Genomic DNA, 12943 nt, shown 5'->3' with positions numbered 1-12943 from the left:
CCCGCATCCTGCGGGTGACAAGGCTCCGCACCGGTCGCCCGATCCACGGCGCGGCCAGACCCGGCCCGCGGGCTTCCGCCCGCGTGGTCAGTCGAGAGGAGGCATGTGCCATGGCTTCACGCACGCCCCGCACCGTCGGTCGTCAAAACATGTTCGACGCCGGCCTCGGCCCCTATCTGCAACAGATCCGCCGCTATCCGGTCCTGGAACTGTCCGAGGAGCAGCGTCTGGCGCGTCGCTTTCGCGACCAGGGTGATGTACGTGCTGCGGACCAGTTGGTCAACAGCCATCTCCGTCTGGTGGCGAAGATTGCGATGGGTTATCGCGGCTATGGGCTGCCGCTCGCGGATCTGATCTCCGAGGGAAATCTCGGCATGATGCAGGCGGTGCACCGTTTCGATCCCGATCGCGGGTTCCGGCTTGCCACCTATGCCATCTGGTGGATCCGGGCCGCCATTCAGGAATACATCATGCGTTCGTGGTCGGTGGTCCGCATGGGCACCACGGCGTCGCAGAAGCGGCTGTTCTTCAACCTGCGCCGGGTGAAGAGCGAGTTGGACATCATCGGCGAGGCCGGCCTGAACGACGATCAGGTTGCCATCATTGCCGAGAAGCTGGATGTCGAGCCGGGCGACGTGGTCGCGATGGAACGCTATCTGGATGGCATCGCCAGCTCGTTGAACGAGCCGGTGCGCCAGGAAGCCGATACCGAATGGCAGGACTGGCTGGAAAGCCCTGAAGACGACCAGGAAACCACCCTCGCCGACCAGCAGGAAAGCGGCCGCGCGCGCAGCCTGATCGCCAACGCCGTCGCCAGCCTGGGCGACAGGGAACGTGACATCTTCAACCGCAGGCGCCTGATCGAAGCGCCGGCGACACTGGAGGATCTGAGCCAGGTTTACGGCATCAGCCGCGAACGCGTCCGGCAGATCGAGGCGCGGGCGCTTGAAAAGGTCAGCCGCTGGGTGAAGCGCGAAACCAAACGTGAAATGGGTCGTACACCCATTCTTCCCACGCCGGCTCTGCGCCATTGACGATCAGATATCGGCGGATCTGCCTAAGCTTTCAGCAGATCCGCCGAATCGACGCTGCAGCGCAGCATGCATCCTAGGCACCGTCTGCGAATTCACCCATCCAAATCGTCCCGGCGCCAGCTTTGCCGTCACGGCCCGATCGCCTCACGACCCGATTTCGTCGCCCCATTCTTCCCGCAGTTTTTCCTGCCGGCTCCGCAGCTTGACGATGGCGCGGTCATGGGCCGCATCGGCCAGCACGCCCGCCACCAGCGGTGCCAGCCACACCAGTGACCAGCCGACACCGGCCGCCCCGTACATCTGCAACCAGACCAGCGGGTCACCCACCAGCATCCGGGCCTGCGACAGCAGGTGGCCGCCCAGCCACAAATCCCGCAACACCGGCAGCACACCCGCCAGATTGCAGGCGGCGATGCATTTCGTGGTATAGGCGCCGGGGCGATTTTCCAGGAACAGGGCCACCAGGGACGGCGCCATGCCGATCGCCAGCACCAGTGCGGTCGGTGTGGCGACCAGCGCCAGAACCACCATCACCACCAGCACCACCAGGCGCGAACTCGATCCGCTCGACTTGGCCGGGCCCTTGGCGCGGCGCTTGGCTGCGGCCTTCTTCGCCATCAGAACCAGCCCCTGCCGGTTGCGGCACCGGGCCCCTGCCCGTCTCTGGAACGCAAGATGGTCATCCTCATCCGACCGATCCGAATGTCAGCGCGGCCAGCACGCTCAGCAACAGCGTATAGCCGACCATCGCCGCCACCTGACGGCCGAAATGCTGCGCCTCGGCGCGTCGGGCGGCGCGGGTTTCGTCATAGCGGCGCATTGCCATGCCCAATTGCGCATGGGTGGTGCGGGCCGCCGCCATCCCGCTATCGTCGGCCATCCGCCGGTCGGGGTTGTCGACGATGGCACGCAGCGCGTTCAGGCTGCCGGTCGATACCGCGCGCTCCAGTTCCTTCTCCATCCAGGCACGGGTGGTCTTGGCACCATAACTCTGCACCACCGGCCCCAGCCGCTGCACCAGCCAGCGGCTCAGTGCCGGCACCAGCACCTGCGGCTGGGTTTCCTGAGCCAGGCTCAGCAGGTTCAACTGCGACAGCCGCTCCGATGCCTCGCTGTCCTGGCGCACCACGCCCTTCAGCGCACCGGCATAGGAAATCCCCAGTTTGGTGGCGATGAACGCCGCGATATGGCGGTCGACCGGTGCCGTGCCCCGCCCCGCCTTGGCCGCCCGCTGGTCCAGGGCCATCAGCAATGCCGGCACGGTCTGCGGATAGGCGTCGGCAACCAGCGGGCTCAGGCATGGCAGGGTCGGGTTCAGGTCATACAGCACCCGTTCCAGGCCGAAGCCCATGATCGTCTCGGCCACGAAGCCGCGCAGCCGCATGAACTCGGCCATCTCGCTCTGCGCCAGCCGCCGGCGCTGGGCATCGTTGGTGTCGACCAGCCCAAGTGACGTGATCGGCAGACCTTCCACCAGCATCTCGGCCAGAGCCTGCCGGGTATCGCGGTCGTCATCCAGGAACGACACCGCGATCAGCGTACCCAGCCCGTCCTTCATCACCGACACATGGCGCAGCCTCAACGGCCCCTCGGGGTCCAGCGCCGCCAGCACCCGTGCCAGGGTGGCATCGGCACCGGCGCCGCCATCGGTGCGGCCGGCGCTGATCGTCTGGGCAATCATGCTGCCACGACGCTCGTCACCGATCGCCCGCGCCACCCAGCCATCGAGTTTTTCCTCGATCACCACCCGCAGGGCCTCGCGCCAGTGCTGGGCCAGCGCCGTCGCCAGGCTCATGGTGTTGGAATGATCGACGCCCTTGAAGGTGAAGGCGCGCGCCGCCTGGGGGCGGGTCGAATGCATGGCGCCGATGCTGCGCCGGCCGTCCAGCCAGGCGCGCACCTCTTCGAAGCCCCAACGCTCTTCGGCGTTGTCGCTCAACAATCCGCGCAGCAGGCCGCCGACATCGCTGCCGAACCGCGCCCGATCGGTCAATGCCACATATGACCCGCGTTCCAGCCGGCGCAGCATCAGATCGGCGGCAGCCTCGGGGCTTTCCGTACCCGGCACCTTGCGGGCCAGGGCCGCGGCGAACAAGGCGCCCAGGGCGAAGAAATCCTCACGCGGGCCGCCATCGCCACGGCCGGCGGGATGGGCCGCCGCGCGCTCGACGCTCTCGAACGCCACCGGCTGGCTTTCGCCCGGCGGACCGCACAGGCAATCGCCCAGCGCGATCCGGGTGCGGGCGCTGTCGACGAAATACAGGTTGTCGGGGGCGATCGCCCGATGGGCGGTCCGGACGTCATGCACCGCCTTCAGGGCGGTCGCCAGCGGGCGCAGCAGCAGCCGCGACATCTCCAGATCGTCCAGACTCTGGCCTTCGGCGCGCAGCCAGTCCATCACCCGGCCGCCCTGGGGGCGTTCCATGATCACCGCATAGCGCTTGCCCTGGCCGTCGCCCGGGTCGACCACCCCGCCATCGATGGTCCGCAACAGGCCCGGCTGGTCGATCCGCCGGATCGCCGACATCCACTCGTCGCGCACCGGCCGGCCACGGCGGGCAACCAGCCCGATCAGCGAACGCGTGCGGTCGCGCATGTCCTCGACCGCGAAGGCCTCGATATGCGTCCGGTCGAACTCCTCCAGCCGGATCTCGGGCATCACCCGATAACGCCCGCCGACGATCGTCGCCTCGCCCTGTGTCGCTTCGGCCATGCCGATGCGTCCCCCGTCCGCAGCACCGATCCGGCCGGTCGCCGGACCATGTCTCTACCCCACACTTGTATAGCCGGTTCCGGCCCATGCTGCATCCATCCGCAGCACCGCATGATGCCAGACATGGCACCGGCATGCGAAAACCGCCGGCGGATGGTCCGCCGGCGGCTTTCGGTCGCGGTCCGGTTCCACCGACATCTGTCGGCGGCTGGTCAGTCGATGAACGGATCGTGGACCAGGATGGTGTCCTCGCGCTCGGGGCTGGTCGACAGCATCGCCACCGGCGCCTCGATCAATTCCTCGATCCGGCGGATATACTTGATCGCCGTGGCCGGCAGATCGGCCCAGGACCGCGCGCCCTGGGTGCTCTCGCTCCAACCCTCGATCGTCTCATAGACCGGCTCGATCTCGGCCTGGGCACGCGGGCTCGACGGCAGATAGTCGATGATCGCGCCCTTGTGGCGGTAACCGGTGCAGACCTTGATCTTGGCCAGACCGTCGAGCACGTCGAGCTTGGTCAGCGCGATGCCGTCGATACCGCCGGTCTTGATCGCCTGGCGCACGGCGACCGCATCGAACCAGCCGCAGCGGCGCGGACGGCCGGTGACGGTGCCGAATTCGTGGCCGCGTTCACCCAGCAGCTTGCCGATCTCGTCGTGCAGTTCGCTCGGGAACGGTCCGGAACCGACGCGGGTGGTATAGGCCTTGGTGATGCCCAGCACATAGCCGATCTGGCCGACCGCGAAGCCGGTACCGGTGGCGGCCTGCGCCGCGACCGTGTTCGACGAGGTGACGAAGGGATAGGTGCCATGGTCGATGTCGAGCATCGCGCCCTGCGCGCCTTCGAACAGGATCCGCTTGCGGGCGCGGCGCGCCTCATGCAGCGTCCGCCACACCGGGTCCATATAGGGCAGCAGCTTGGGCGCGATCTCGTCGAGCTTCGCCAGCACCTCGTCGCGGGTGAACCGCTCCTCGGCGCCAAGCCCGGTCAGCAGCGCATTGTGATGCACCAGCAGATCGTCGATCTTGGCGACCAGCAGGTCGCGATCGGTCAGGTCGCACAGGCGGATCGCCCGCCGGGCGACCTTGTCCTCATAGGCCGGCCCGATGCCGCGACCGGTGGTGCCGATCTTGTTGCCACCGCGCGCATCCTCGCGCGCACGGTCGATCACGCCATGCAATGGCAGGATCAGGCAGACATTCTCGGCGATCCGCAGCACGTCGGGGGTGACGGCAACCCCAAGCTTGCCGATCCGCTCGATCTCGTCCAGCAGCGCCCAGGGGTCGACGACGACGCCGTTGCCGATCAGCGACAGCTTGCCCCGCACCACGCCCGACGGCAGCAGGCTCAGCTTATAGGTCTTGCCGTCGATAACCAGCGTGTGACCGGCGTTGTGACCGCCCTGAAAGCGCACCACCACATCGGCACGGTGCGACAGCCAGTCGACGATCTTGCCCTTGCCCTCGTCGCCCCACTGGGAGCCGACAACGACCACGTTGCTCATGAGCTTACGCCCCCCGGAAATCGATGGCGTCGAGCGGGACGGCATCAGCCACCCGCAGGATATGGGAACAGCCCTGGGCGCGCGCCTCCGCGACAGGGTCGGTTTCAGGGGCGAGGCCCTGAACGGTGATCCATCCCTCGGCCCGGAGCTGCCGGCCGATGACCGGTCCGCTGCCGAAGGGAAGGTAGACATGGCGTGGCCGCACGGGCGCGTCCAGCGCCCTCAGCACACTGTCCATATACAGGCTGAAGCCGGTTGCCGGTTCACCCGCATTGCCGGCATCGGCGCCCGCGACATAGCGCCCGCCACTGCCGAGTTCGCCACGGACACCGGCCGCGAACAGCGAGAAGCTGACACCGGTCTGATAGTCGAGCCCGCGATGTTCGACCGGATCGATCGTCACCTGGGCATCCAGATCGGCCAGATCGATGACCTTGACCACATCGGCCACCATCGCGACCAGGCGGCGCGCCTCGGCCGGAAGCGCCAGCGCATCCAGCTTGGCCAGGGCCGCATCCGCCAGACCGGCCGCGTCCAGCAGCCCGGCATAAAGCGGTGCCGCGGCACCGGCCAGTTCGGCGACCGCGGTCGGATCCTTGCGGTCCAGCGCCTCGCGCAGCCGGCCGGTCTGGTCGGCCGGCAGCCCGAAGGCCTCGGCCACGACGTCGACCATGGTCGGCAGGTTCAGGTCGATGGTCAATCCGCGGACACCGATGCCGGTCAGGGCTTCGGCGGCCAGCCGCACCACCTCGGCATCGGCGGTGGGTTCCGGCGCGCCGATCAACTCGATACCGACCTGGGCGAACTGGCGTTCGGGCCGCAGCATGCCGCCGCGCACCCGCAGCACCTGGCCGGCATAAGACAGGCGCAACGGCCGGCGGGCATGCGACAGGCGGGTGCCGGCGATGCGGGCAAGCTGCGGCGTCATGTCGGCGCGCACCCCCATCATCCGCTGCGACACCGGGTCCATCACCCGGAAGATCTGGGCGGCGAGCAGCCGGCCGGGGCCGGTCAGCAGGCTTTCTTCGAATTCGACAAGCGGCGGCTTCACGCGGGCATAGCCTTCCGCCGCGAAATGCGCCATCAGCCGCTCGATCGTCTGCGCCTCGAAGGCGGCCTCGGGCGGCAGAAGATCCTGCAGCCCGTTGGGCAGAAGCGCGCGCTGGCGGTCGTCGATCATCAGGACAGGCCCGGTCTCTACCCATGGAAAACACCCGGACCGCGCTGATGCACGGCCGGCTTGAAGACAGACGACGGCCGCAACGGCACCCGATTGAGCGGTGCCGGCGACCGGAGGCGGAGTTTAGCCCCCCGCGTCCCGGCACTCAACCGCGAAACGCATGAAACCGGCCGCACCCGCGGGTACGACCGGTTTCAGCATGATCCGAACCCGAATGACCGGCCGGGATCAGAAGGTCAGCGACAGCGCGGTCACCACATTGGGCAGGCCCTGCACCTGCTTCAGCACCGCCTCACGCAGCGGCTGGTCGACCTCGATCAGGCAGATCGCGCGGGCGCCCGGCGACTGCCGGCCCAGATGGAAACTGGCGATGTTGATGCCGGCCTCGCCCAGCGCGCGACCGACGGCACCGATGAAGCCCGGCTTGTCGTCGTTGACCACGAACAGCATGTTCGGGGCCAGTTCCGCCTCGATCGCCACATCCTCGATCGACACCAGACGCGGCTTCGAGCCGGCGATCAGGGTGCCGGCGACACTGCGGCCACCGCGCTCGTCCGAAATGGTCAGCTTGATCTGGGTCTGGAAGTCGGTCGCCTTGTCGCTACGCACCTCGGTGACCGAGATGTTGCGCTCCTTGGCGACGATCGGAGCATTGACCATGTTGACGCTGTCGAGCAGCGGCCGCAGCAGGCCGGTCAGCAGAGCCGCGGTGATCGGACGGGTGTTGAGGGTGGCGACCTGACCGGAATATTCGATGGTCACGCCGCGGATGCCGCTTTCCACCAGTTGCCCTGAGAAGCTGCCAAGCTGTTCGGCCAGCTTCATATAGGGCTTCAGGCGCGGCGCCTCTTCGGCCGTCACCGACGGCACGTTGATGGCATTGGTGATGGCGCCGGTCAGCAGATAATCGGCCATCTGCTCGGCAACCTGAAGCGCCACATTCTCCTGCGCCTCGACCGTGCTGGCGCCCAGATGCGGGGTCGCCACCACGCGCTCGTCGCCGAACAGCGGGTTCTGCCTGGCCGGCTCTTCCGAGAACACGTCGAGGGCGGCACCCGCCACCTTGCCCGCATCCAGCGCCGCCTTCAGATCCTTCTCGACCACCAGGCCGCCACGGGCGCAGTTGACGATATAGACGCCGGTCTTCATCTTGCCGATCGCCTCGGCATTGATGACGCCGCGGGTGCCGTCGGTCAGTGGCGTGTGCAGGGTGATGACGTCGGCGCGGCGGAACAGCTCATCCAGTTCCACCTTCTCGACGCCCAGATCCTGCGCGCGTTCCGGCGACAGGAACGGATCGAAGCCGATCACCTTCATCTTCAGGCCCTGGGCCCGGTCGGCGACGATGGCGCCGATATTGCCGACGCCGATCACGCCCAGCGTCTTGCCGGTCACCTCGACGCCCATGAAGCGGTTCTTCTCCCACTTGCCGGCATGGGTGGAGGCATTGGCGGCCGGGATCTCGCGCAGCATCGACAGCATCAGCGAAATCGCATGCTCGGCGGTGGTGATCGAGTTACCGAAGGGGGTGTTCATCACCACCACGCCATGGGACGACGCGGCCGGGATATCGACGTTGTCGACGCCGATGCCGGCGCGGCCCACGACGCGAAGATTGGTCGCGGCCGCCAGGATGTCCTTGGTCACCTTGGTGGCCGAGCGGATCGCCAGACCATCATACTGGCCGATGATCGCGCGCAGCTCGTCGGGGGTCATCCCCGGCTTCACGTCGACCTCGACTCCACGGGACGAGAAGATCTCGGCGGCGGCGGGGCTCATCTTGTCGGAAATCAGAACCTTGGGCATGGGATACCTCTGGCGAGGGTGGCAGCGTCCGCCATCATGCGGACGCGCACCGTCGTTCAAACCGGATGGAATACAAACAGGATACGAGGGTGGATCAGTCGGACGCGGTGGCGCCGGGCGCGGTGGCTCCGGGCGCGATGGTTCCGGTCAGGCCGCCTTGGCCTTCACCTGATCCCATGCCCAATCGAGCCAGGGCAGCAGTGCTTCGATGTTCGCGCGCTCGACCGTGGCGCCGCCCCAGATGCGCAAGCCCGCCGGGGCATCGCGATAGGCGCCGATATCCAGCGCCGCACCTTCGGCGTCCAGCAGACCGGTCAGATCCTTCTGCACCTTGGCCTGCCCTGCGGCATCGAGACCCTGGAACCAGGGATCAACGATGGCGAGGCAGATCGAGGTGGGCGAGCGGGTGTCGGCATCGGTCGCCAGGAAATCGACCCAGAGGGTCTTGGCAACCCAGTCGGCGAGTGCCGCGAAATTGCCCTCGGTGCGGGCGATCAGGGCGTCGAGGCCGCCGATCTGCTCGGCCCATTTCAGGGCGTCGAGATAATCTTCCAGCGCCAGCATCGACGGCGTGTTGATCGTCTCGCCCTTGAAGATGCCGTCGATCAGCTTGCCGCCCTTGGTCATGCGGAAGATCTTGGGCAGTGGCCAGGCCGGGGTATAGCTCTCAAGCCGGGCGACGGCGCGCGGCGACAGGATCAGCATGCCATGCTGGCCTTCCGAGCCCAGAACCTTCTGCCACGAGAAGGTGACGACGTCGAGCTTGTCCCAGGGCAGATCGATCGCGAAGGCGGCCGAGGTCGCATCGCAGAAGGTCAGCCCCTCGCGGTCGGCGGCGATCCAGTCGCCGTTCGGCACGCGCACGCCCGAGGTGGTGCCATTCCAGGTGAACACCACGTCGCGGGTGAAATCGACCTGCCCCAGAGCCGGCAGCGCACCGTATGGCGCGTTCAGGCTGCGGACATCGGTCAGCTTCAACTGCTTCAGGATGTCGGTCTTCCAACCGTCGCCGAAGCTCTCCCAGGCCAGCACGTCGACACCACGGGCGCCGAGCATGGTCCACATGGCCATCTCGAAGGCGCCGGTATCCGATGCGGGCACGATGCCGACCTTATAGTCGGCGGGGACGCGAAGAATGGCCGCGGTGCGGTCGATCGCTTCCTTGAGCTTCGCCTTGCCGAGCTTGGCGCGGTGCGAGATGCCGAGCGCTGCATCGCTCAAGGCATCGAGGGTCCAGCCCGGGCGCTTGGCGCAGGGACCGGACGAGAAGCGCGGATCAAGCGGCTTCGCGGCGGGTTTCGTCGTCATATGCCTTCCCCTCAGGAAGAGTGGCGACCCGTTGGGGGATCGCGGCCCGAGGCAGACGATAGAGACGGCCGGCCACCCGGTCAACACATGTCCGCCCCCTGGGAATCGGACGGAAGCCATGCGCCAGACGCAGGGCTGTGCCCTGAACCGCGAAAGCTGCGGGCGGCACAGACTGTTAACCTGATTGTCGGCATACTATCCGCCTTCGGTTCCCGATAATCGGCTGCAACCACATGCTTTCCTGGCTGGACGTCATCGATATCAGGACCGTCGGGTTCATGATCATCATGACCTGCGTGATCTCGTCGATGGTCTCGATCGTCCTCTGGCGCCTGAACCGGCCGATGGCCGGCCTCGTCTCGTGGATGATGGCCGCCTTCGCCGGCACCGCCGCCTTCCTTGCCTGGGTCTCGATGCCCTGGCTGGGGCGCGCGGTCGCCATCCCGCTCAACATGGCGATCGCCACCGGCAGCCTGATGCTGATCCTGGACGGGACACTGCGCTTCCGTAGCCTGATCCCGCCCGGCCGGCTGCGCTGGATGACACCGGTGGCGGTGATGGTCGCGGCCGTTCAGGTGCGGGCCAATCTCGACCAGGACTGGCTTCGGATCGTCCTCAACGACGTGCTGAACAGCCTGATCCTGGCGGCGATGATCGCCGCTCTGCTCCACCATGCCCGCCGTGACGAGCGCATCATCCACCTGATGATCGCCGTCGCCACGGCGCTGATGATCGCGGCCTATCTGATCCGCGTCGACGTGGCGCTCGCCACGCCCCGGGGACAGTTTCGCGCGCCGGGCGATCCGGCCCATGCCTATGTCTTCTTCGTATCGCTGATCTTCATCCTCAGCTGGACCTTCGGCATGCTGCTGATGGTCAACCTGAAGGTCCAGCGGGCGCTCGCCGACATGGCGGACCGCGACCCGCTGACCGGTATCGGCAACCGCCGGGTGCTCGACCGGCTGGCCGGCCGCCATCTGCCACGCGGCGGCACGGCTCTGGTGCTGATCGACCTCGATGGCTTCAAGCGCGTCAACGACGACCACGGCCACAAACAGGGCGATCAGGCCCTGTGCTGGATCGCCGACATGCTGAAGGCCTCGGTGCGCCCCGGCGAAACCGTGATCCGCATGGGCGGCGATGAATTCGCGCTGTTCGTTGAAGAGGCCGGCGACGCCACGGCTCTGGGCCAGCGCGTCCACAGGCTGGCGGCGCGGATCAACATCGCGCTGGCCAGGGATCGCCACCTGATGCCCCTGCCCCGCCGGATCAGCACCGGCTATGCCATCGTGCCCGATGACGGCCAGACCCTGACGGATCTGTGCGCCGCCGCCGACCGGCGGATGTATGACGACAAGCATGCCGCCCGCCCCGCCGGACCCTGTGGCGGTCAGAGATAGATGATGCCTTCCATATAGCGCTGGACCAGCGCCGCCACGATGGCGCGTTCGCGCCCCGCATTCGCCCAGGCGCCACCGCCACGCTGGCCCACCACCCGCACGGTCAGATCCTCGCGATCCAGGCGCTGGCGCCAATAGGGCAGCAATGTGCACAGGGCCGAAGACCGTACCGCCAATGCCGCCGGGCCCCATTTCGCCGCCACCACCCGGGCGGTGAAATCGCTCTGATCGCCCGGCGATGTCAGCACCACCACCGGCCGTTCCAGGGCTTCCATGGCGGTGCGGTCGATCCGCACCCGGGCGACCGCATCCTCGTTTTCCAGCACCGCGACATAGCACGAGCTGTCGAGCATCATCACCGTCTCGGGCACGATACCGCCCAGCGCCGGCGCCAGGTCGACCTTCCCCAGCATCTTCACCGGCGGGCGCAGCGGCAGATCGACCAGAACCGAGGTGGTCTCGCGCTGGCCCATGATCATGCCCGACGGCGTCAGCAACTGAACCCGGCGCAATTGCGGCTCAAGATAATGGAACACGGTATGGGCGGCGGCCAGGGCGCCGGGTGCCGACAACGGCACCTCGCTCGCGCGCGAGAACCAGCGGACCTGATAGACGCCGGTGGCGCCCACCATGAACACCGTTTCGGCCTTGGCATGCTCGCCGGCAATATCGGCCAGCATGTCATCGGGCAACCAGCTATCCAGCGGGCAGACCACGGCTGGAACGCCGCGAAACACGCGGTCGGCGAAGACGTCCAGATGGCAGATGGGTATCTGCATGCGACGGCCGGACACCTCGGTCTGGGTCGTGGGTGCGCGCACCGGCGTGGCCAATACATGAACATCCCCGACCGGTCGGCCGCTGACGGCCCGGCTGGTCTGTCCCGGAGAGGAAGCTGGCCCCTCCCCCGGCTGGTCTGGGGTGCCGTTCGACATCTTTGGCAACAGTCCGCGACGACGACAGGTGGCAACCGGACCTCGCGGCCCGGTCGATGACGGGCCGGACCATGCTTGGCCCGACCAGGACATTCACCTTACACGGCTTCTGCCGCGGACGCCATTCCGCCGCAAAACCACCATAGGTTTCGTGGTGCAACGCCATCATCAGAACGGTTGCGGGCCAGAACCGGTGTCGATGCCCGCTGCCGGCCGCGGCGATCAGACCATGCGCCGGTTCCAGTCGTGACGCAGGGGGCCGTGGCCATGACCCAGGCCCGGTGCCGCCAGCATGGCCTGGCGCACATAGCTGCGCGCGATCGCCACCGCATCCGCGGTGGCCCGCTCGCGGGCCAGGCCGGCCGCGATGGCGCTGGCCATCGTGCAACCGGTGCCATGGGTATGGCGGCTGTCGATACGCGGACCGTCGAACCGCGTCACCGTCACCGGGTCACGCTCGGTGGCGCCGGCGATCACCAGAATGTCGCTCAACATATCGCCCGACATATGGCCGCCCTTGATCAAGGCGGACCGCGCACCCATGCCGATCAGGCCGCGGCCGGCCGCGATCATGTCGTCGACGGCAGCGATCCGCCGCCCGGTCATCACCTCGGCTTCGGGCAGATTGGGGGTCACGATCGTGGCCAGTGGCAGCATGCGCGTGGTCAGGGCCGCGATCGCATCCTCGCGCAGCAGCCGGTGTCCGCCCTTGGCCACCATCACCGGGTCCACCACCAGCGGCAGCCCGGCCCGGACCACGGCGCCGATGCGGCCGATGACGGTGTCGATCACCATGGCCGAATGCAGCATGCCGGTCTTGACCGCCACCACGCCGGTGGCCAGCACCGCGTCGATCTGGGCCATCAGCGCCGGCTGCGGCACCTCCCACACGCCATGGACGCCCAGGGTGTTCTGCACGGTCAGTGCGGTGATGGCGGCATAGCCGTCCACCCCCAGGGCCAGCGCGGTCTTCACATCGGCCTGAATGCCGGCACCACCGCCGGAATCAGAACCGGCGATGATCAGCAGGCGGGGCAGATGGCGGCCCGCCGGCAGCAGGGC

General features: G+C 67.5%; 10 protein-coding genes. 2 read left to right on the top strand and 8 right to left on the bottom strand.

Annotated features, from left to right (window positions below; all coding sequences use genetic code 11):
* The first annotated feature begins 110 nt into the window (after positions 1-110).
* Positions 111-1034 (top strand): RNA polymerase sigma factor RpoH, encoded by a 924-nt coding sequence (rpoH, locus tag WG924_RS17785; RefSeq protein WP_345934554.1) that lies wholly within the window; start codon positions 111-113, stop codon positions 1032-1034.
* Positions 1035-1178: 144 nt separating this feature from the next.
* Here the strand turns inward: rpoH and WG924_RS17780 are convergent, their stop codons facing one another.
* From WG924_RS17780 to WG924_RS17755, 6 genes are all read right to left on the bottom strand, one after another.
* Positions 1179-1652 carry a hypothetical protein gene (locus WG924_RS17780; RefSeq protein ID WP_188575031.1) on the bottom strand — a complete coding sequence of 158 codons (474 nt, stop codon included), beginning with the start codon at positions 1650-1652 and terminating at the stop codon, positions 1179-1181.
* 67 nt (positions 1653-1719) lie between these two features.
* Positions 1720-3747: a protein kinase family protein gene (locus WG924_RS17775; protein ID WP_345934436.1), complete on the bottom strand. Its 2028-nt coding sequence runs from the start codon at positions 3745-3747 to the stop codon at positions 1720-1722.
* A 212-nt stretch (positions 3748-3959) separates the two neighbouring features.
* The gene (locus WG924_RS17770) at positions 3960-5252 is read right to left on the bottom strand and encodes an adenylosuccinate synthase (RefSeq protein ID WP_188575035.1); all 1293 of its coding nucleotides are present in this window, start codon (positions 5250-5252) and stop codon (positions 3960-3962) included.
* A 4-nt stretch (positions 5253-5256) separates the two neighbouring features.
* Positions 5257-6432: an ATP phosphoribosyltransferase regulatory subunit gene (locus WG924_RS17765; protein ID WP_345934435.1), complete on the bottom strand. Its 1176-nt coding sequence runs from the start codon at positions 6430-6432 to the stop codon at positions 5257-5259.
* Between the two features lie 228 nt (positions 6433-6660).
* Positions 6661-8238, bottom strand: a complete 1578-nt coding sequence (gene serA / locus WG924_RS17760; RefSeq protein WP_345934434.1) for a phosphoglycerate dehydrogenase — start codon at positions 8236-8238, stop codon at positions 6661-6663.
* Positions 8239-8385: 147 nt separating this feature from the next.
* Positions 8386-9546 (bottom strand): phosphoserine transaminase, encoded by a 1161-nt coding sequence (locus tag WG924_RS17755; RefSeq protein ID WP_345934433.1) that lies wholly within the window; start codon positions 9544-9546, stop codon positions 8386-8388.
* A 278-nt stretch (positions 9547-9824) separates the two neighbouring features.
* On the opposite strand from WG924_RS17755, the gene WG924_RS17750 reads away from it, so the two are divergent.
* A complete protein-coding gene (locus tag WG924_RS17750; RefSeq protein WP_345934432.1) occupies positions 9825-10946 on the top strand; it encodes a GGDEF domain-containing protein in 1122 nt (373 codons plus the stop codon).
* On the opposite strand, the gene WG924_RS17745 is transcribed toward WG924_RS17750, so the two are convergent.
* Positions 10937-11725, bottom strand: a complete 789-nt coding sequence (locus tag WG924_RS17745; protein WP_345934431.1) for a PhzF family phenazine biosynthesis protein — start codon at positions 11723-11725, stop codon at positions 10937-10939. The genes WG924_RS17750 and WG924_RS17745 overlap by 10 nt on opposite strands.
* Positions 11726-12103: 378 nt before the next feature.
* Complete coding sequence (gene thiD / locus WG924_RS17740) at positions 12104-12937, bottom strand: bifunctional hydroxymethylpyrimidine kinase/phosphomethylpyrimidine kinase (protein ID WP_372045136.1); 834 nt, start codon at positions 12935-12937, stop codon at positions 12104-12106.
* Positions 12938-12943 lie beyond the last annotated feature (6 nt).

The sequence above is a fragment of the Tistrella arctica genome, assembly GCF_039630945.1.
In the GTDB taxonomy this organism is placed as follows: Bacteria; Pseudomonadota; Alphaproteobacteria; order Tistrellales; family Tistrellaceae; genus Tistrella; species Tistrella bauzanensis.
Note: the sequence above shows the minus strand (reverse complement) of the source record. Positions and strands in the feature narration are given on the sequence as shown.